Origin of the sequence: Streptomyces sp. NPDC048612 (genome assembly GCF_043199295.1) — a bacterium.
Taxonomy (GTDB): domain Bacteria; phylum Actinomycetota; class Actinomycetes; order Streptomycetales; family Streptomycetaceae; genus Streptomyces.
Genome location: NZ_JBICVV010000006.1, coordinates 217,271 through 236,915, shown reverse-complemented (window position 1 = coordinate 236,915; position 19,645 = coordinate 217,271). Strand labels below are relative to the sequence as shown.

Here is a 19,645-nt window from a genome sequence, read left to right as displayed (position 1 = left end):
GCGCGGTTTCCCCACCGAGTGCGCGCCGGTCATGCGCGCACTCGACGACGTTGGCCGAGGGCACCGGGAAACGAGAGCAGCCACCGGTACGCGCCGCATCGGTGATACGGAGGTCCCGCGCATGGCGGTTCAGGGCTCTCGTGCCTCGCTGTCCTGCCCACGTGCGCCAGTCGAACAGATGATCACGCTACCAGCGGGTCTTCCACGCCGCCCGTACTTTTTCGAGACCTCGCCCGGGGCTGCTGCGGCCCCTGCCGGACCTCCAACTCCCCCCTAGTAACGGAGCGAGGGGAACCAGTCGCCGCGGCCCCCGGGCGTGAGGTCGAGCAGGTGCCACACCGGGGTGAGCAGGTCGATTCCGCGCTGGTCGATGTCCTCGGCCATGCGGGGGTGCACCGAGTAGACGTGGCGCACCGCCCCGGTGTCGTCGCGGGTGAACACCGACACCGTCGAGTCCTGGCCGCCGTCGGCGTCCTCGCTGCCCAGGTCGTACTTGAAGGCGCTCGCCCCGGCGCTGAGCAGTCGCAGGTTCGTCCACTTCCGGTCGCGGGCGTAGGCGCGCAGCACCGGCAGTTCGGCTGCGGCGACGACGGCGAAGTCGACGTTCTGCGTGAGGTGGCCGACGACCCCGTTGAAGCCGTCGATCCACATCGTGCACATGGGGCAGGCCTGCTTCTGCTGCTTGCCGAACATGAAGTGGTAGACGATCAGGTCGCGTCCCGGCGCGCTGAACAGCTCGCTGAGCCGCACGGCCCTCGCCGGTTCGTCCCCGGCCTCCAGATCCGCTGGCCCCTCCTCGAAGACGTAGTCGTCGACGACGGGCCCCAGCGGCAGCCGCCGCCGCAGCTCGGCGACCTGCTCGCGCCGGCGCATCAGCTCGATCTCGGCCTGCCGCAGCTCCTCGCGTGCCTCGGCGTACTCGGCAGGCTCCCCGGCAAGACGGGTCTGACGCATCGCATCTCCTGGAGGACTCCCGGCGCGCGGCCGCTCTCACCGGCCGCCATCCGCTGTGTCGCCATGGTCTGCGCGCGGACCGCACCTCGCCAGGTGGGGCGCCCCGGACGGGGGACTCGCCGGTGCCGAACGTGTGCCGAGGGTGTTCCGCTGCCGAGGGTGATCCGGTGTTGAACGTGTCCGTCTGCCCGCCCCGGCCGGGCGGAGCGCGCCCGCACGTTGCCCCCACGCCGCCGCCGCGAACGGCCTCGGCCAAAGGCTGACGCAAAACCACTACTTTGCCATTCATTGACTTGGTCTTGACCGTCCATTGTCGATAGCGTCCAGCCCAGATCGGGCGATCCCGGTCAGGGCCGACCCGGCGTCCGAGGCTTCCCGTGCCGCAGCCGTATCCGTGCTCAGGCCGCAGAGGTGGCCGGGCCGGCCCAGCACGTCATCTGCCCCCCCCGGCTCCCCGTGAGCCGTTGGATGTCACCGGAGGATGCATGACCTCTCGTATGGCTGCCGCCATCGCCACCTGCGCGCTCAGTCTCGGCGCCCTCGCCTCGGGTGCGGGCACCGCCGTCGCGGCCCCGTCGGCCCCCGCGGGCGACGCGTCCTCGCTCCGGCCGGCGGTCGACGCGCGCGCCGCGGCCGTGGACCGCTGCAGCTACCAGGTGGTCCGCTCCCACGACTCCCGCTACGCCTACTCGGTGAGCGGGGTCTTCGGCGACGGCGCGCGCGAGCTGACGCCCCAGAAGGAGGACTACGTGAGGTTCTCCGGCGACTGGCGCAAGGTCGTCCAGGTCGACGCGTGCGCGGCCGGCCGCGGCCAGGCCCCCACCGCCCTCCGCGTCACGGGGAAGCTGGAGCGCCCGGAGAACTACGACCCGTCCGTACCGCGCACGATCCACAGCAGCGACCTCAAGCCCGCCGCCTCTTCGGTGATCCCGAAGGCGCCGCAGGTGACGTCCGTCGACCGCCTCGACGCGGCCACCGTCCGCGTCACGTGGAAGCCCGCGCAGGGCAACCCGGACCAGGTCGTCCTGATGGAGCGCAAGCCCTTCTACTCCAGCGAGATCGGCATATGGCACCCCTACACGTTCCAGTGGGACGTCCGGGCCGGTGCCACCTCGATGGACCGCAAGCTGGAGCGCGACGCCGACATTCCGTCCGACGCCCGCGCCCACTCCTACTGGACGCGCGTGATCAAGGGTGGGTTCGTCAGCGACCTGCGCGCCGAGAAGCCGGTCACGGTCGAGCCGTAACCCCCGCCCGCCGCGCCGCTGCCGGGCGGCAGCCGGCCGTCAGGAAGGGGAGCCGGCCTCCCGCAGCTCCTCCAGCCGAACGAGGCTGTCGCGAGCCGACTCCCTTTCTCCGGCGGTGAGTTGGACGGCGTCGGCCTGGGTGAGCGCGGTCGCCCAGGCGTCGCTGTCGCCGAGCCGTCCGGCGACATCCGCACGCAGCACCAGGAGGCCGAGGAGCTGCACGGGCGTGGGCCGCTCGGTGAGGCGCAAGGCCCGGTCGATGACCTTGGCCGCCGCAGACGGGTCCTGCTTGGAGTCCGCCAGGAGCGACGCGTGATGCAGGGCGCGCGCGAAGGTCTCCTCGGGCGCGGGCCGGTGGTGCGGGTCCGCGCTCGTCGGCTGACCGATACGGAGGCAGTTGCCGCCCGGATCGGTCAGGAGGAACTGCCGCACCCCGTACGACATGTCCTTCAGCGGCCCGATCTGCGGCAGCCCACGGGTCGGAACCCTCCCGTACGCCGCCTTGAGCCCGGCCCGGAAGGCGCCGTGCAGCCCGTCGACGTCGTCGGTCAGGACGTAGCAGGTACTCAACGAGTCGGCCGGCTCGTACTTCTTCACCCCGAAGAACTGCAGCTCGATGCCGCCGCGCTGCACAACGGCGTACGGGTTGGGGCTCTTCTGCCGGTAGGTCACCTCGAACCCGAGGGCGGTGTAGAAGTCGAGAACCGGCTGGATCGTCGGACACGGCAGGATCGGAATGGTCTTCTCACCCATGCCCGGGACTCTAATCAAAGTTGAGTAGAGCGGGCGAGCGGTTTTCCCGGTGGCCTGCTCCCGGGTGGCCCGTCAGGCGGTGAACTGCCCGCGCTTGACCGCCGAGACGAACGAGGACCAGTCGCGCGCGGGGAATATGAGCGCGGGTCCGTCCGGGGCCTTGCTGTCACGCACGGGGACGAGCCCGTGGGGTTCGGTGAGGCCACGGGAGAATTCAAGGCACTGGCCGCCGTCGCCGTCACTGTGGGACGACTTGGCCCAGGTGAGGTCGCGGGAGAACTCGACGCAGTCCCCGCCGCTGGCGTCGCTGTACGAGGACTTGACCCAGGCGAAGTCGCGCGTGAACTCGACGCATTCGCCGCCGTTGGCATCGCTGTAGGACGACCTGATCCATTCGGCGGCGGTGAGATCCAAGTCGGCACTCATGCGCGGTACTCCTTCAACAGGGTCTTGATCAGGGCCACTGATCGGTCCGGGGACAACGCGTGTGCCCTGAGCAGATCGTAGTCATCCAGGGCCGCGTCGACCGTTTGTGCGGAGTCGTGCATCCTGCCTCCTACCCGGGTCTCTGTGTAGAGCACCGTGCGGGAGTCTGTGAAGCGAAGCACAATGAACGGCTTCGTGGATGCGGCCGGAGCGCCCGCAGAAAAGGGCATGACCTGCAACTTGACGTGCGGCAGCGCGGCAACGGTCAGCAGGAACTCCAGCTGGCCGGCCATGACCTGCGAGCCACCCACGACCGTTCGCAGGCAAGCTTCGTCAAGGATCGTCCATAGGAACGGTGGGGCGTCCCTCTCGAACATCGCACGCCGTCGCAGGCGCGCTGCGACCTTGCCATCGATGACCTCCGATTTCTCCCTGGAGAAGTACGAGTGGAAGACGGCCCGCGCGTAGTCCTCGGTCTGGAGGAGGCCCAACACGACGCTCGCCGAATAGGCCAGTATCCGCGACGCCTTCCGCTCCAGGTTCAGATACGGCACGAACCAGCTCGGGTGGTCGCCTTCCTCGATCCTCCGCAGCAACCCCGCGAACAACTCCCCCGTCCCGAAGGTGAGATCGCAGCCCTTGGCGAACTTCTCGCTGGGGCGGGGCAGGAGTGTGCCGGATTCGACCTTGCTGACGTAGCCCTCGGAGTAGCCGGTGGCCTTGCCCAGCTGCTTCTGGGTGAGTTTGCGGGCCAGTCGTACCTGTTTGATGTCGCGCCCGAAGCGTTGCAGCGGATTCAAGTGCTCGGGCGGGGTCGTTTCGTCCAACGCCATGACCTCTCGGCATGTGGATGCGTGCCGGTACAGCGGCAGCTCGCAGACTTGCGGACGGCCGCTTCAAGCACTCCGATCCTATTGCCCGACGCGTTACCCAGGTGACCAATTGACTACATCCAGTTACCAAGGACAGCAAGGGAGTTAGCGCGATGACCGAGTCCACCCCACGGCTCCTGCCCTGGTCGAGCCCCGACGGGAAGCCCTGTTACCTCGCAGGCGACGGGACCGGTTATGTGTCCCGCACCGCCGACACCGTCGAGGCGAAGCAGCTCGGTTCCGCCGCCGAGCTGATCGGGGAGGCGCGGGCGGTACTGGCGGGACGGTGCTGGACGCCGGGGGAAATCCACCTCCTGGCAGAGGACTTGACCGCCGCGCTGGCCGACGTGCACCGCGTCGCGGAGAGCCGGGGCGCCCGTCTGGCCGAGCTGTTGGGGTGAGAAGGCCGGAACCGGAGCGGCACTGCCGCACCCGTGGTTCTTAACCCCCGTTCAGCCGATCCTCAAGGCTGCCTTAAGGATCTGCGGAGAGGGCCTGACCTGCTGTTTGCGGTGTCCGGACGGCCGTATTTTCAACGCCGTGACGATCCAGGCCGACCTCAGCGACGGGTACGCACCGGGCGGCGCGCCCAGTCCTGGCGCCCCGCCTCCGGACCCCGCCGAACCGCCCTCCACCCATCCGCTGTACTCGCGGCTCACCCCCCGCTACGTGCCGCCCCGGCCGCACTACGCGCCCCGCAGGGCGCCCGTGCCCGCGCCTCCGCTGCGCGTCTCGCCGATGGCGTTGCTGCGGGTGCTGGGCCTCGGCGCTGTGGTGGTCGTCGGCCTGTGGCTGGCACAGGCCGAGCCCTCGGTGCGGCTCGACGCGCTGTTCGCCACCCTGGCCCACCTCACCGGACTGCTCGCGGGTTACGGAATCCTGGTGATGCTGCTGCTGATGGCGCGGGTCCCGGCCATCGAACACGGCGTCGGCGCCGACCGGCTGGCCCGCTGGCACGCCCTCGGCGGCCGCCATGTCCTCACCCTGTGCTTCGCCCACACCCTCTTCGCGTTGTGCGGCTATGCCGTCCACACCGGCACCGACGTCTTCGACGCCGCCGTCGACCTGATGGGCTACCCGGGCCTGGCCGCGGCCGCCGTCGGCACCGCGCTGTTCGCCGCCGTCGGCGTCACCTCGGCCCGTACGGCCCGCCGCCGGGTACGCCATGAGACCTGGCGCGCCGTCCACCTGCTGACCTACGCGGGCGCCGCCCTCGCCTTCGCCCACCAGCTCGCCGGACCGGATCTGGCCGGCGGCGCGTTCGCCGCCTGGCTGTGGACGCTGCTGCACACCACCGTCGGCACCCTGCTGGTCTGGTACCGCCTGGTCGTCCCCGCGCGCCAGGCGCTGCGGCACAGCCTGCGGGTGACCGAGGTGCGGGTCGAGGGGCCGGACGTGGTCTCGGTCGTCATGCAGGGCCTGGGGCTGGACGCGCTGCGGGCCGAGCCGGGGCAGTTCTTCCGCTGGCGGTTCCTGTCCCGGCGGCTGTGGCGGACCGCCCTGCCCTTCTCGCTCTCCGCGCCCGTGCGCGACGACACCCTCCGGATCACCGTGAAGGCGTGCGGCGACCACACCCGCCGGATTCGCCGGCTGCGGCCGGGCGTACGGGTGCTGGCCACCGGGCCGTTCGGCGCCATGACCGCACACCGGCGGACCCGGCGCAAGGTGCTGCTGCTCGCCGGCGGCGTCGGGATCACGCCGATGCGTGCGCTCTTCGAGACCCTGCCGGGTGAGCCGGGGGACCTCACGCTCCTCTACCGGGCGGGCAACGCCGCCCAGTTGGTGCTGCGGGAGGAGCTGGAGGGGATCGCCGCGGCCCGTGGCGCGGCGCTGCACTACCTCCTCGGCCCGTCCGACGGCTCCTTCGATCCGCTGGCGCCGCAGGCACTGCGCAACCTCGTCCCGGACCTGGCGCAGCACGACGTCTATCTGTGCGGCCCGCCCGGCATGTCCACGGCCGCGGTCGCCGCCCTGGAACGGGCCGGGGTGCCGGCCGACCGCATCCACTCCGAGCAGTTCACCTTCTGAGGCCCCTCGCCGGCCCCACGGCCGACCGGCCCCAATCACCGCACCCCATCGCCCAGATCACCCCACCGCCCCCACTTCCCCCCACCCTCACCGCCTCACCGCCCGACCCGCAAGGAAGTCACCCCATGGCCCGACACCGCAAACCGCACACCGTCCCGGCCGTCACCGTGTGGGCCCGCCGCCAGCTCGCCGCCTGCCTGGTGGGGGCGAGCGCGCTCACCGCCACCCTGGTGTCCCGGACGATCACCCCGACCGCCCCGGTCTCCCCCGACCGGACACCGGCCGGATACAACGTCCCCGAGCAGCCGAGCGGCTCCGTGACGCTGGTCGGCACGGCATCGAAGCCGCTCGGCACGGCACCGGCGCAGGCCGGGACGGCAGCGTCACCGGGCGGCGCCACGTCGGCACCGGCCGGGACGGCATCGATACCGGTCGGCATGACGCGCTGAGGACCACGGGCCGGGCCCAGGTCTCAACGGGCCCAGGTCCCAACAGGTCCGCTTCTCGACGGGCCCAGGTCCCAACCGCTCACCCTCCCAACGGGCTCTACGCCAACCCGTCCAGCTGCGCCAAGTCCCCCTCCGTGAGGGCGATCCGGCCCGCCGCCAGGTTCTCGTCGAGGTGGGCGGGCGAACCCGTACCGGGGGTGGGGAGCAGGACGGGGGAGTGGTGCAGGAGCCAGGCGAGGGCGATCTGGCCGGTGGTCGCGCCGTGCCGGGCGGCGACCGCGGTGAGTGCGGCGCCCGCGTCGCCCGCCAGGGCACCGTTCCCCAGCGGGAACCACGGCAGGAACGCGATGCCCTCCCTCTCGCACAGCGCCAGCACGTCCTCGGCCGCGCGGTCCAGCAGGTTGTAGCGGTTCTGCACGGACGCGACGGGGGCGATCTCCCGGGCCCGGGTCAGCTCGTCCGCGTCGACGGAGTCCAGGCCGATGTGCCGGATCTTGCCCTCCTGCTGGAGTTCCAGCAGCGCGCCCAGCTGATCGGCCATCGGCACGTCCGGGTCGAGCCGGTGCAGCTGGTACAGGCCGAGGGTGTCGGTACGCAGACGGCGCAGGCTCGCCTCGCACATGGCACGCAGCTGCTCCGGGCGCCCCGCGAGGTGCCAGATATCCGGCCCGGTGCGGACCACGCCCCCCTTCGTCGCGATCACCAGCCCGTCCGGATAGGGGTACAGGGCGCGCGCCACCAACTCCTCGGCCACGTCCGGCCCGTAGTTGTCAGCGGTGTCGATCAGCGTGACCCCGCCCTCGACGGCGCGCCGCAGCAGGGCGGTGGAACGTTCCGGATCGTCGTGCCGGACACCCCAGTAGCCGGCCCCGACGAGCCCACCGGTCCCGAACCCGAGCCGCCGGACCGGGAGTTCGCCACCGATCGCCACATCGGCCCAAATGGTTTCCGTATCCATGCGTCCGGAGTTTAAGACCTGCGCTTCCCCCGCCCGCGGGGAACGGCCCCTTCGCGTACGCCCGTTCGGACTGTCTCCGGCGACGCTATTCGGCTTCCGGCAACAGTGGGGTGTCCGGTCCGGCGAGCACCAGTTGGGTGAGGGCGGGGGTGGTGGGTGACCGCACGGTGATCCGGTAGAGGCCGGGTTCGGGTACGGAGACACGGGCGGTGAGGGTCTCGTCGTCGGTGGCGTGGAGTCTCGCGTCGCGCTGGTGCGCGGTGTCGACGCCGGTGACGGTGCAGTCGATGCCGGCCGGGTCATCGGTGCCGGTGAGATGGAGGTCCCACTCGGTGCGGGCGGTGACGTAGTCGGGCAGTTCCAGCCCGAGGCCGCCGTCCGCCTGGTCGGGGCCGAAGGTCTCCTCGTGGACGAGGAAATCGGTGACGATCTGGAGGGCTGCTTCGCCCTGGGCAAGGGCTCCGTGCTGCAGGGCGATGGGCATGGCGCCGGGCGCCAGGACCGCGGACTGCCGGTGGACGGTGCCATCGCCGTCCCCCTCGAAGCGCAGGGGGACGCCGTGGACGTCGCGGCGGAGTTCCCCGTCGGCGTGGTGGGCGAAGCGGTGGTGGGAGGCGGTCACCCGTCCGTTGTCCAGGGTCAGGGACTGGAGGGTGGGCTGGCGGATTCCGGCGACCGCGCGGTGACGGGGCAGGGGGTGAGGGCTCTGCCGGTCGTGGAAGGCCTGGGACGCGGCGGCGAGGTCCTTGTCGCCGCCGAGGTCCGCGACATCGGTGGGGGTCAGGCGGCGGACGTCCAGGCCTTCGTCGAGGCAGGGGAAGCGGGGGAGAAGGTCGTGGACGCCGGGCATGGCGGCGGCCAGGGCGCGCAGTCGGCTGTGGGGCAGGGGAATGGGCGAGCCCTGGCCGGTATTGAGGATCTGGGCGGCGAGGACGGAGCCGTGGAAGGGGGTGCCCAGCGTCATGACGCCGCGGGTGTCGTCGGTGAGGTCGTTGTCGTGGCCGAGGGTGAGGGCGGCGTGGGTGATCAGGCCGCCCATGGAGTGGGCGATGAAGACCAGGCGTGCGGGGCGTTCGTCGGCGGTGTGGCGGCGGGCGGCCTGGAGCGCGTCGTGAGCGCGCCATCGAGTGAGGTGCTGTCGGGCGTCGTCGGCGAGGCGCCGGGCGTTGGTGGCGACGGACAGCCGCCAGTCGTAGGGGAAGGGGAGGACGGCGTCGGGGTGGGCGACGCACGTGCTGATGGCCGCGAGCAGGTCGTGATAGGGCTCGATGCCGCGCAGGAACGGGCTCCAGGCGGGAGTCTGCAGCAGTCGGCGGGCGGTGACGCGGTCGGTGCGGCCGAGCTGCTCGTCCTCGGTGAGGTGCAGCGGGGTCAGGCCCGAGTCGGACAACCAGGCTTTCGAAATCCATCCGGGGTCCGCAATGCCCCACAGCACGGTGTCCGTCCGGTTGTCGTAGAGCTCGCTGCCCATGATGCCCGGAACGACGACGACGGCATCGAGTGTGATGTTGCGTAACGTCTGCGGCAGGCGGTAGGGCTGCGGGTTCTTGCCTGGGATGTTTGACTGCGAGGGCTGCGTCATGGCTGGAACACTAAAGAAGTGCAGAACACAGCGGCCGAGATTAGCCAAAATGGCATCACTGGTGCTCCGGTTGCGGAGCGGCGCACGTTGCTCACTGTGGCTGTCCGCGATTACGAGGACGACGACGCGGAGTTCACCGCGGGCATCGACGAACAGCTGGACGTGGTGCGGCAATGGTGGCCGGCCGACGGAGCGCCGGCGCCCTTTCTTCACATACCGGCCCCCGAACTCAAGCAGCGCCGCGACATCGAGGACTTCCTGGAGGACCATCAGGTCCGGGAGATGACCGGTAAGGCCCTGGTGCTGTTCGTCACCGGGCACGGTATCTCCAGCGGGTCGCGCATCCACTTCCTGAAGCTTCCCGGGACGCAGAAGGGCAGGGTCCTGGCGACGGCGGTGCGGACGTCCGACATCGTCATGGCGGCGCTCGACAGCCATGTGGAGAACGTCCTGGTGATCGTGAACACCTGCTACGCCGGACAGCTCGCGGCCGAACTCGGCCTGCTCCACACCGAGATCGGGCGGGGGCGGCGGCGCGCTTGCCAGCTCGACGTCCTGGTCACCTGCGGCCACGACCAGCCGGTTCAGGTCCGTCGCTTCCCGTCCCTGATGAGGGGCGTCTTTCATCGTCTGCGCACCACGTCGCAGATCACCGCCCCGTATCTGACGGTCGCGGAGCTGATGGCAGAGGTCGAACGGGAACTGGCAACCCCTGACCAGCGGGAGCTGCACCAGCTTCGCCGGGTGATCGGCAACGGCCAGACCGCGCCCAGCCCGTGCCTGCCCAACCCGGGCTACCGGCCCGTGCGCCGGCTCGTGGGCGTTGGCCGGGAGCAGGTGGCCACGGACGCCGACGACTACTGGCTCGACCGGGCGACCGGCCGCACGCAGGACGATGACAGCGGCTGGTACTTCAGCGGCCGCGAGGACCTCAACCGGCAGGTCGCCGGTTTCCTGGCCACCGCCGGTGCCGGCGTCCTGTTGCTCACCGGCACCACCGGCAGCGGCAAGTCGGCGATCCTCGCCCGGGCGGTGACACTCAGCGACCCCCGCTTCTTACGCGACGCCACCTACGCACAGGCCGTCGCCTCCGCTCCCGCCGGCACCGTGCCGCCGCCCTGCTCGGTCACCACCGCCGTACTGGCCCGCCACCGCGGCCCCGCCGACGTCGTTCACGACCTGCTGACCGGACTGGGCCAGGCGCCGTGCACGCCCCGGACTCCCGAGGAGTCCGACGACCCGGTCCCCTTGTGGACGGAGCAGCTCACCACGTATGTGAGCACCTGCCGTGAACCGGTCACGATCGTCCTCGACGGCCTGGACGAAGCGCACGAACCGCACCGCATCATCCACAGCGTCCTCGCCCCGCTGAGCCCGCTGTGCCGGCCTCCTCAGCCGGCCCCCGCACCGCGCCTCCCCGGCCCCCGCACACCTGAGCCGGGGCCGCCGGCCCTACGTCTGCTCATCGGCGTTCGCAGCGGCCTGCCCGACCCTCCACGGCGCGTCTCCGGCGCCGGGGCCGAAGCCGACGGCCTCTTGGAAAGTCTCCTGCAGGTCTTCCCGGGCTGCCGGAGTGCACGCACCGACGACAGTTCCAGTCAGAACGACATCGCCGCCTACGTCCACGCCCTGATCTGCGACGACGGCGACCATCCGGGTGCGGAGAAGGCGTCGGAGGCGGTCGCGTCGGAGGTCTGGCCGTCGTTCGCCGATGCCCGCCTCGCAGGGGAGCAACTGCGTGCCGTCGAGGACCCGGAGGCCGAGGTGGCCACCGAGCAGTGGCGGACGACGGTGCGAGCCGGCACGACCGGCCTGCTGCGGCGCGACCTGATGCTGCTGGAGGCGGAGAAAGAGGGGGAGGACGGCAAGAAGCTGCCTGCCGATGTGGCACTGGCGCTGCTGCGGGCCAGTGCCTGGGCACAAGGCGGTGGCGTCCCCTGGTCGGACATCTGGCCCGCCATGGCCTCGGCGATTCTTCAGCGCCCCGTGGAGAATCCCGACACCATGATCAAGAAACTTCTCGAAAGCAGGCTCGCCGGCTACCTGGCGTGGGGCGTCGAGGACAACCGACGCGTCTACCGGCCTGCGCACGAAGTGGTCGCCCGGACACTCCGGGACCCGAACGTGGAACAACTGCTGTACGGAGAGACACCGTGAACGCACCGCTCGGCGGCGGCGAACCCACCGACATCCACCGCCGGATCGCCGCCGCGCTGGCAGACCTCGTCACCGATACACCAGGTGTCCCGCCCCACCCGTATCTCAGCCGTCACCTCGCTCAGCACGCTGCCCGAGGACAGGTCCTCGACGACGTTCATGTGCCGCCCGCGCTGCTGGCCTGGGACACCAGCGCCTCCGTGCGGCGTCTGCTGCACGGTCAGGATGCCCCGCACCAGCGACAGGAATGGCTGCAGACCTGGGCGGCCCTCGAACCCTTCGCCCGGGACATCACTCCCGCCTCGCGGCTGACGAGCCTGCACCTGGCCCACCACGCCGCCACCTGCCGGCGCACACCGGCCTCCGCCCCCGCCGCCCGCGCAGCCGAGCTGTCCGGCTCACGGGTCACCGCCCTGTGGAGCGACTGCTCACCGCCTGACAACGTGTGGTCCATCACCGACACCGCCGTCACCTCCCTGGCCGCGGTCACCACCCCCGGCGAGGGCGCCCTGGTCAGCGGCGACGACCACGGCGTCGTACGGATGTGGCGCAAGGACGGCACCGCTGCCGCGACGCCCCTGAACATGCACGAGGGAGCCGTCACCCACCTCCTGCCCCTCAGCCCCGGCCGCCTGGCCACCGCCGGCACCGACGGCACGGTCGCCGTACTCGACATCCACCACAACCGCCGCCTGGCGACTGTCCACCGCCGGGCCCGCACCTGGGTCACCTCGCTGGCCCTCTACCGCCCGCCCCGCGCCCCCCACGTACTTCTCGCCGCTCACAGCGACGGCTACATCGCCGTGCTCGACGCCGAGACCTACCGTCCTGTGGACCTCCCCCTGCCCAGCCGGGACAACGCCCCCGTTCTCCTGGCCATCGTCCACCAGCGCGATGACGCGCCCCTGTTGCTGTGTGCCCAAGGCGAGACGATCAGCGTCTTCGACGGCCGGGCCACCTTCATCCACGCGCGCCAGGGCAGCCGTGTACGCGCCCTCGCGGCCCTGCCGGAGCCAGGCCGCTATGCCGTGGGCGACGATGCCGGCAATCTCACCCTGTATGACACGGCCCGCCCGTCCCGGGAAGCGGTCCGGGCGGCTGTCCTTCCCGGCGACGCCCTGTCGAGACTGTCCGCGGTCACCGTCGACGGACAGCCACTCCTCCTCTCCGCCAGCACGGACGGCACCGTGCGACGGTGGAACACCACCACCGCCCTGCCGGTCGGGGACCCGCTGCGCGGCCACACCGCGGCGATCAACGCGATGGCCCTGCTCCCCGGGCAGACCGGCACCCGCCTGATCACCGCAGGCGCCGACCACACGCTGCGCAGCTGGCTCCTGGCCGCCGAAACGGCCCGGCCGCCACGACCGCGATGGCGCCCCGTGACGGCCGCGGCTCTGGCCGGTACACCCGCGCCGGAGCCCCCGCCGTTCTTCGCGGTCGCGTCGGGGGCCACCACGCGGCTGTTCAACATCCGTACCGGCGACCAGTGGACCCTGTGGAAGGACAGTGGTGTGACCGCGCTGACCTGGATTCAGAACGATGCGCAGCTGCTGCTGGCCGCGGCGATGAGCGACAACTCCATCCGCTTGACCGATCCCGCCGGGCCGAAAGGCTCCGCCGGAACACGGCATCTGACGGGTCATTACGCACCGGTGCTGGCTCTCGAAACGGTCCCGTTGCCCGACCGGACGATTCTGGCCAGCGCCAGTGGCGACGGCAGCGTGCGCCTGTGGGACCTGGAGACGGAACAGGCCCTGGCGGTCTTCGACGACCACAAATTCAGTGTGCGGGCCCTGGCCTCGGCCCAGACGTCCGACGGACCGCTCCTGGCCTCCGGGGGCAGCGACGGCAACGCACGCCTGTGGGACCCGCTCCGCCGCACCCCCTACCGTGACGCCATCCGGTGTGCGCAGTACAACGTCAATGCCCTCGCCTTCGTCCCTGCCGCGAGCGGCGCCGCGACGGCGCAGCTGGCCACCGCCGGCCAGGACGGCACCGTCAAGGTCTGGGACATCCGTTCCGGGCACCCCGCCAAGGCCGTGGCGCACCGTGATTTCGGCGACGGTCCCCTCACCGCCGTCACCAGCTTTCCCCACCCCGGCAAACGCACGGTGGTGGCCGCGGCCGGGCGAAGCGCGATTCATTTGTGGGACGTCACCCTGGACGTGGTTCTCCTGCAGATCGCCGTCGGCCGTTCGCTGTCCTCGCTGGCCTCGCGCACAGATCCGCGGGCTCTCGGCCCTGCCACCGTCATCACGGCCACCGGAGGGGCGGGCACCATGGTCTTTCGTCTTGACCACGAGCTGCTCTGACCCGTGTGCGCTGGCTGCGCGCCCCCGCGCTCCGGGGATGCGCCCTCGGGGGACGGCGTGAATCCGTCACCGGCCGGCCGCATCTGCGAGAAAATGATCGACTCATGCCGTCACCCGCTGCGGGGCAGAGCTCTGCCGGGCCCGTGCCGGCAGCCACCCCGTACCGCCAGCGAGGAATTGTGAACTCTGCCTTATCTGCTTCCCCGTCGCCCGCGGCCTGCCCTGCGCCTACGACGTGCCGGGTGAGCCGGGCCGCGATCACTGACGGGGGGTCTTCGCAGTGACCACCCACCCGGTGCCGCCGGTCGCTCTCGTCCCGGCTCCCCCGCGGGGCGTGTGGCGACTGGGGCGGGCCGCCGAGCCCCTTCGGTGCAATCAGCTCGAACCCGAGACCATGGCAGGCTCCTCCGCGGGCCGGTTCAGCCTCTTCAGCTACGGCACCCTCTACTGCTGCAGTGACCAGACGGGATGCTTCGCGGAGGCCCTCGCGCCCTTCCGTGTCCACCCCAAGTGGCGCCGGCTCCTGGATGACACATGGAGCGTGAAGACCGACTTCATGGCGGCCGGACACGTCGCCTCCAGCTGGCGCACGGAGCGCATCCTCGTCCGCCTGGCCGTGCCGCAGGAAGTGCGCTTCCTCGACATCGATGCCGAAGAGACGCGCGAGGTCCTCGCCGAGGCGCTGCACGGCGAACTGAGCGAGCTGGGCGTCCGCGGACCCCTGACGGACGACCATGTCCACGGCAGTGACCGCCGGATCACCCGGCAGATCGCGGCCTGGAGCGTTGCCCAGCGCAATGCCGCCGGCCACCGGCTCGCGCAGGGCATCGCCTACCGTTCCCATTACGGCGGGCGCAGGTGCTGGGCGATCCTCAGTGACGCCGGCCTGACGGAGGTCGAACGACGGCCGGTTCTGGCCGAGTCCCACGAGCTGCAAGAGGTGGCCCGTGAGTACGGGCTGACCGTTCACTGACCCGCTGCGGTGCGTCTGGCTGCCCGCGGGTCACCCGTTCGGGGCGGATGCCCTGCGCGATGTCAGACGTTCCGTCACCTCTCCTGACACAGCTCCGTCTGAAAACCGCTGTTCAGAGGTGAGCCGGGGTGACGGCAGGTGGGCTTTAGGGGGGTTTTTAGGCGGGAAAGCTGTGGAGTAGAGGGCGTGCCGACGGGTACCCTTCTCTCAACACCACACGGGAGTAGCTATGTTGAAGACGCCAGTGATCCGCTTATCAGGATCGCCGCCCAGCGGCAGAGACGACTCACCGGTTCCCCTGGGAAACCTCTTCCCCCTCCTCCAGGCTGCGGCCACGGCATCCGCTGCTGCAACGACGCCCAGCGGACGCTCTCGGAGCTGTGTCACATCCATAGCCGGCCATCCCGGCTGATCCACAGCACGCCAGAGCACACGCCAGCCTTCACATCGCGCCCCAGGCGCACGTCCTCAGCTCACGCTCACTCAGCGCAGCAGCGGGGAAACGAGGAGACCATGCAGATCCAGCGAGAGGCCGCAGCCGAAGCCCGAGCGCACCGCGACACCGCGCGACAGACCATCGCCGACATCGCACGCTTCCTGCAGGAAAATTTCAGCCAGCGCGTCACCGCGCACATCGCCGGCATCGAAGATGCCAAACAGGTCGGCAAGTGGTGCAAGGAGCAGAGCACCCCACGATTTGAATCCGAAGTCCGCCTGCGCACCGCCTACCAGGTCTTCCAGCTCATCCAGCATGCGGAGAACTGCCACACCGCCAGGGCCTGGATGATCGGTATGAACCCGCAGCTGGAGGACGACGCTCCGCTGCAGGCCATTGCCGACGACCGTTTCAAGGACGTCATGGCGGCAGCCCGCGCCTACCTGCAAGGCGACCTCTGAGGCAGCCGGCCATCGAGCCCGCACATCCACCACGAGATGTGCGGGCTCAGCGCGTTTCCACAAGCCTGCGGGCCGGTTCGTAGGACGCGCACGGCCCTACGCAACACCGGAACAGGGAACCAGAGGTCTTTGACGGGACGGCCCTGAAGGGGCGGCCACCGATCCATAAGATCGTCCGGTGCCTCCTGATATATCGCTGTTCACGCTGACCCTGCTCTGCCTGGCCGCGCTGGCGGCGGGCTGGATCGACGCCGTGGTGGGCGGTGGCGGACTGCTGCTGCTTCCCGCGCTGCTCGTCGGTCTGCCGCACACCCCGGTCGCCTTCGTCCTGGGGACCAACAAGTCCACCGCCATCGTGGGCACCACCGCGGCCGCGGTCACCTACGTCCGCCGGGCCCCGATCGACGTACGGACCGCGCTGCGCATCGGCCTCGCCGCGGTCGCCGGGTCGCTGGGCGGGGCGTTCTTCGCGGCCGGGATCAACAGTGCGGTGCTGCGCCCGCTGATCATGGCCGTGCTGCTGGGCGTGCTGGCGTTCATCCTGCTCCGGCCGGCCTTCGGGACCGCGCCCGCGCCCTCGGGGCCGGTCTCCCGCCGGCGTGTGCTGGCGGCCGTCCTGATCGCGGGGCTGGGGATCGGCTTCTACGACGGGCTGATCGGGCCCGGGACCGGTGCGTTCCTGGTCATCGCGCTCGCCGCGGTGCTGCACATGGACCTGGTCACCGCCTCCGCCACGTCCAAGGTCGTCAATGTCTGCACCAACATCGGCGCGCTGACGATGTTCGCGATCCAGGGCACCGTGCTGTGGCAACTCGGCGCCCTGCTCGCGCTGTTCAACTTCGCCGGCGGCATGGTGGGCGCCCGGATGGCGCTCAAGCGCGGTGCCGGATTCGTGCGCGGGGTGCTGGTGGTCGTGGTCGTCGCGCTGCTGTGCAAGCTGGGCTACGACCAGTGGCTGGCGGCCTGACGACGACGGAGGGCGGGCAGCGGCGGAGGGCCGGACGCGAGGGGCGGCCTGACGCCGCCGGGCCGCTCAGAACCGGCAGAGGTACATCCGCGCCATGTCCCGCACGGCGGGCAGCTTCGCCGACACCCGGGCCGCCGTCCGGTTGCCCGCCGGCAGCTTCTCGATGCCGGGGATCTCCATGGCGCTGAGGTTCTCGACGATCTCCAGCTTCGGGCTCAGCGCCGCGATGCCCGCCGTGTCCGTGCCCCAGTGCAGTCGCGCGCCGGCCTTCACCACGACGCGGTTGAGCCACTGGACGCGGATCGCGAACCGGCTGAAGGCGTCGAAGGCCAGCTCACCGCTCGGCACCCGGTCCATCAGCCGCCGCAGCAGCGCCGTGCCGTCCGCCTCGGTCAGATACATCAGCAGCCCCTCGGCCACGATCATCGTCGGCCGGTCCGCGGGGATCTGCGCCACCCACGCCGGGTCGGTCACGGACGACGGGACGGTGCTGTAGCCGGCGCGCTCCGGGTAGAGCTGCCGCCGCAGGTCGATGACCTCGGGGTAGTCGACGTCGAACCACCGCACCCCCGGCCCGGGGTCGAGGCGGTGGACGCGGCTGTCGAGGCCGCAGCCCAGATGCAGCACCGTCGCCTCCTCGTGCCGGGCGAGGAAACGCGCGGTCCAGACGTCCAACTGCCGGGCGCGCAGCGCGACTCCGGCGGCGTTGCCGGGGCTCAGCCGCATCTTGCCGAAGTCGTAGTCGAGCCGTTCCACGGTCTCGGCGGCCGTGGTGTCGCCGAGGATCGGCCGCCGGGCGCGGCTGTCGACCGCGCGGCCGTAGAGCGTGGCGAGGAGGGTCTCCTTCTCCTCGGTCAGCCGCACCTTGGGGCGCGGGTCGGGGCGAGGTTCGTGATGCCGTTCGGTACGCGGACTGGTCATGGCATAGAGAGTACTCAAGATTCAGAAAAATGTGAAGACTCGGAATTTCATGGCCGTTCGCCGTGACTCCTGCCGCCGGCTCGTCTCCCGGGGTCTACCGCCGGTCCGCCCCTGCCAGGGCCGCGGGGCGGGCCCCGATCGCGATCTCCGTGACCGCCGTCAGCAGCACTGCGGAGTCCTCCAGGGCCAGCAGGCCGTGTCGTTCGCGCGGCGTCGTGACGACCTGACCGATCGTCAGTTCCTGGCCGCCGCCCGCCCCGGTCAGCCGGACCCGGCCCCGCAGGACCTGCAGGCTGGCCGCCGGGGGCGCGTTGTGTTCGTCCAGCGAGACGCCCGCGACCAGGGCGATCACGGTCTGCCGCAACCGGTCGTCGTGCACGAAGAGGCGGGCGCTGCGCCCGTGCGCGGAGGCCCTGGCCTCGTCGAGCTGCTGGCGGGCGAGCGCATCGAGATCGTCCATGATGCTGGCCTTTCGCGTACGGACCGGCGGCTGGGCTGCCCTTTCCATCGTTGCCGGTGCACGGGGGGACGCAACCGGGGAGCGCGGCCGCGGGCCCGGGAAACCCGGCGGGCGGGCGCGGGGGCGTCCGGGTGCATACCGCCGCGGGGCGGGCCCGGCTCTTCCGGGATGATCATCAGGGTCCGTACGATGCGGTCCCGTGCCGTCGGCCGAGCCCGCTCGGCCGGCGCGGTCCCACCGTCCCGTACGTTCCCCTCCGCCCCCCACCGTGAAGGATGCGCACCCGTGGCCGACCCCACTGCCGTCAACGGCCCGCCCGACCCCACCGGGCCGACCGGATTCCTGACCGTCATGACGACCACCGACAGCGAGACCAAGGCCCGGAAGCTGGCGCGCGGGGCGATCGAGGGCAGGCTCGCCGCCTGTGCGCAGATCAGCGCGCCGGTCACCTCGGTGTTCCGCTGGGACGACGCGGTCGAGGCCAGCCAGGAGTGGCAGGTGCTGTTCAAGACGGCCCAGGCGCGCTACGAGGCGCTGGAGTCCTACCTCCTCGACGCGCACGACTACGACACCCCCGAGATCATCGCCACCCCCATCACCCGCGGTGGCGCCGGCTATCTGTCCTGGGTCGCAGAGGAGACGAGCTGACATGAAGCGCGACACCACGGAGCGCGGCGCCACGCGGCGGGCGCGGCCCCACCGGAAGCGCTGGATGAAGGCCGCGTCGGCCGTGGCCGGAGTGACGGTGTGCCTGGCCACCGCGTCCGTCGGCCACGCCGTCAACGAGGCCCGGCACGCGGCCCCGAGCGCCGGTGACCCCACCCCGGCCGCCGGCGACGCCTGGACCAGCCGGGACGCCGCCGCCTACTGGACGCCCGACCGCATGGCGGGCGCCGCCCCGGCCGGCAGCGACACCCCGGCCGAGCCCGCCGCCGGCCCGTCCACCCCCTCGACCCGGTCCGCCGCACCGAAGGGGACCGCCGCCGCGGCCCGCGCTGGACGCACCGCCCGGCACTTCGACGGCATCCCGTCCGTCGGCGTGCTGTTCTCCGTCGACGGGGACGCCGAGGCGCACCACTGCACCGCGAGCGTGGTGCACAGCCCGCACGGCAACCTGATCCTCACCGCCGGGCACTGCAACCCGGGAACCCGTGCCGCGTTCGTCCCGCAGTATCGTTCCGGCGCGAGCTCCCAGCCGTACGGCGTGTGGGCGATCGAGCGGACCTTCGCCTACCCCGGCCGCGGCACCAGCGGCGCCGGAGCGGACCTCGACTTCGCCTTCGCCACCGTCGCCTCCGGCGAGGACGGCGACACCCTGGAGGAGGTCACCGGCGGCAACACCCTCTCCCCGACGCCCGGTTACACCAACGACGTCACCGTCATCGGCTACCCGAACGTCCGCAACGACCCGGAGGACCGGGCCGTACGCTGCGCCACCCACACCGGCCGGCTGTCCGGCACCCGTGAACTGCGCATGGAGTGCGGCGGGTTCTACGGCGGCACCTCCGGCAGCCCCTGGCTGAGCGACTTCGACGAGGACAGCGGCACCGGCCGGGTCATCGGGGTCATCGGCGGTATCAACGGCGGCGGCCCGAAGGGCCCGGACGCCGACCGGATCTCCTACAGCCCGTACTTCGGGACGAAGATCCTCAGCCTCTACGCCCGCGCGGCCGAGAAGTGACCCGG

19 protein-coding genes are annotated in these 19,645 nt (G+C 71.2%); 11 read left to right on the top strand and 8 right to left on the bottom strand.

Going from position 1 to position 19,645, the window contains the following annotated elements:
- Positions 1-273: 273 nt before the first annotated feature.
- Positions 274-954 carry a DUF899 family protein gene (locus ACGFN2_RS12755; RefSeq protein WP_393359739.1) on the bottom strand — a complete coding sequence of 227 codons (681 nt, stop codon included), beginning with the start codon at positions 952-954 and terminating at the stop codon, positions 274-276.
- A 485-nt stretch (positions 955-1,439) separates the two neighbouring features.
- Between ACGFN2_RS12755 and ACGFN2_RS12750 the strand changes: the two genes are divergently transcribed.
- Positions 1,440-2,201: a hypothetical protein gene (locus ACGFN2_RS12750; protein ID WP_393359737.1), complete on the top strand. Its 762-nt coding sequence runs from the start codon at positions 1,440-1,442 to the stop codon at positions 2,199-2,201.
- Positions 2,202-2,240: 39 nt separating this feature from the next.
- Here ACGFN2_RS12750 and ACGFN2_RS12745 read toward each other — a convergent pair whose 3' ends face one another.
- From ACGFN2_RS12745 to ACGFN2_RS12735, 3 genes are all read right to left on the bottom strand, one after another.
- Positions 2,241-2,954, bottom strand: coding sequence for a bleomycin resistance protein (locus tag ACGFN2_RS12745; RefSeq protein WP_393359735.1), 714 nt, complete (start codon positions 2,952-2,954; stop codon positions 2,241-2,243).
- A gap of 72 nt (positions 2,955-3,026) precedes the next feature.
- On the bottom strand, positions 3,027-3,380 hold the full coding sequence (locus tag ACGFN2_RS12740) for a DUF397 domain-containing protein (protein ID WP_393359733.1): 354 nt from the start codon (positions 3,378-3,380) through the stop codon (positions 3,027-3,029).
- Complete coding sequence (locus tag ACGFN2_RS12735) at positions 3,377-4,213, bottom strand: helix-turn-helix domain-containing protein (protein WP_393359731.1); 837 nt, start codon at positions 4,211-4,213, stop codon at positions 3,377-3,379. The genes ACGFN2_RS12740 and ACGFN2_RS12735 overlap by 4 nt, the downstream gene beginning before the upstream one ends.
- A gap of 152 nt (positions 4,214-4,365) precedes the next feature.
- On the opposite strand from ACGFN2_RS12735, the gene ACGFN2_RS12730 reads away from it, so the two are divergent.
- From ACGFN2_RS12730 to ACGFN2_RS12720, 3 genes are all read left to right on the top strand, one after another.
- Positions 4,366-4,653 (top strand): hypothetical protein, encoded by a 288-nt coding sequence (locus ACGFN2_RS12730; protein WP_362606439.1) that lies wholly within the window; start codon positions 4,366-4,368, stop codon positions 4,651-4,653.
- 337 nt (positions 4,654-4,990) lie between these two features.
- Entirely contained in the window at positions 4,991-6,280 is a 1,290-nt protein-coding gene (locus ACGFN2_RS12725) for a ferric reductase-like transmembrane domain-containing protein (protein ID WP_393359852.1), read from the top strand.
- A 125-nt stretch (positions 6,281-6,405) separates the two neighbouring features.
- The gene (locus tag ACGFN2_RS12720) at positions 6,406-6,729 is read left to right on the top strand and encodes a hypothetical protein (RefSeq protein ID WP_393359729.1); all 324 of its coding nucleotides are present in this window, start codon (positions 6,406-6,408) and stop codon (positions 6,727-6,729) included.
- A gap of 97 nt (positions 6,730-6,826) precedes the next feature.
- Here ACGFN2_RS12720 and ACGFN2_RS12715 read toward each other — a convergent pair whose 3' ends face one another.
- Positions 6,827-7,687 (bottom strand): aldo/keto reductase, encoded by an 861-nt coding sequence (locus ACGFN2_RS12715; RefSeq protein WP_393359727.1) that lies wholly within the window; start codon positions 7,685-7,687, stop codon positions 6,827-6,829.
- Positions 7,688-7,772: 85 nt separating this feature from the next.
- Positions 7,773-9,269: an esterase/lipase family protein gene (locus ACGFN2_RS12710; protein WP_393359725.1), complete on the bottom strand. Its 1,497-nt coding sequence runs from the start codon at positions 9,267-9,269 to the stop codon at positions 7,773-7,775.
- Between the two features lie 96 nt (positions 9,270-9,365).
- Between ACGFN2_RS12710 and ACGFN2_RS12705 the strand changes: the two genes are divergently transcribed.
- The 5 genes from ACGFN2_RS12705 to ACGFN2_RS12685 all read left to right on the top strand — a co-directional run bounded on the left by ACGFN2_RS12705 (position 9,366) and on the right by ACGFN2_RS12685 (position 16,578).
- Positions 9,366-11,426 (top strand): AAA family ATPase, encoded by a 2,061-nt coding sequence (locus ACGFN2_RS12705; RefSeq protein WP_393359723.1) that lies wholly within the window; start codon positions 9,366-9,368, stop codon positions 11,424-11,426.
- Positions 11,423-13,741 carry a WD40 repeat domain-containing protein gene (locus ACGFN2_RS12700; protein ID WP_393359721.1) on the top strand — a complete coding sequence of 773 codons (2,319 nt, stop codon included), beginning with the start codon at positions 11,423-11,425 and terminating at the stop codon, positions 13,739-13,741. The genes ACGFN2_RS12705 and ACGFN2_RS12700 overlap by 4 nt, the downstream gene beginning before the upstream one ends.
- 394 nt (positions 13,742-14,135) lie before the next feature.
- Positions 14,136-14,714, top strand: coding sequence for an RES domain-containing protein (locus ACGFN2_RS12695; protein WP_362606458.1), 579 nt, complete (start codon positions 14,136-14,138; stop codon positions 14,712-14,714).
- A gap of 513 nt (positions 14,715-15,227) precedes the next feature.
- Positions 15,228-15,611, top strand: a complete 384-nt coding sequence (locus ACGFN2_RS12690) for an XRE family transcriptional regulator (protein WP_393359719.1) — start codon at positions 15,228-15,230, stop codon at positions 15,609-15,611.
- A gap of 178 nt (positions 15,612-15,789) precedes the next feature.
- Positions 15,790-16,578 carry a TSUP family transporter gene (locus ACGFN2_RS12685; protein WP_362606463.1) on the top strand — a complete coding sequence of 263 codons (789 nt, stop codon included), beginning with the start codon at positions 15,790-15,792 and terminating at the stop codon, positions 16,576-16,578.
- A 66-nt stretch (positions 16,579-16,644) separates the two neighbouring features.
- On the opposite strand, the gene ACGFN2_RS12680 is transcribed toward ACGFN2_RS12685, so the two are convergent.
- Both ACGFN2_RS12680 and ACGFN2_RS12675 read right to left on the bottom strand, forming a co-directional pair.
- Positions 16,645-17,499, bottom strand: coding sequence for a class I SAM-dependent methyltransferase (locus tag ACGFN2_RS12680; RefSeq protein WP_393359717.1), 855 nt, complete (start codon positions 17,497-17,499; stop codon positions 16,645-16,647).
- Positions 17,500-17,593: 94 nt separating this feature from the next.
- Positions 17,594-17,959, bottom strand: coding sequence for a cupin (locus tag ACGFN2_RS12675; RefSeq protein ID WP_362606469.1), 366 nt, complete (start codon positions 17,957-17,959; stop codon positions 17,594-17,596).
- 285 nt (positions 17,960-18,244) lie between these two features.
- Here ACGFN2_RS12675 and cutA point away from each other — a divergent pair, with 285 nt between their 5' ends.
- Both cutA and ACGFN2_RS12665 read left to right on the top strand, forming a co-directional pair.
- Positions 18,245-18,607 carry a divalent-cation tolerance protein CutA gene (gene cutA, locus ACGFN2_RS12670; RefSeq protein WP_362606472.1) on the top strand — a complete coding sequence of 121 codons (363 nt, stop codon included), beginning with the start codon at positions 18,245-18,247 and terminating at the stop codon, positions 18,605-18,607.
- Position 18,608: 1 nt separating this feature from the next.
- On the top strand, positions 18,609-19,640 hold the full coding sequence (locus tag ACGFN2_RS12665; RefSeq protein WP_393359715.1) for a trypsin-like serine peptidase: 1,032 nt from the start codon (positions 18,609-18,611) through the stop codon (positions 19,638-19,640).
- The last annotated feature ends 5 nt before the right edge of the window (positions 19,641-19,645 follow it).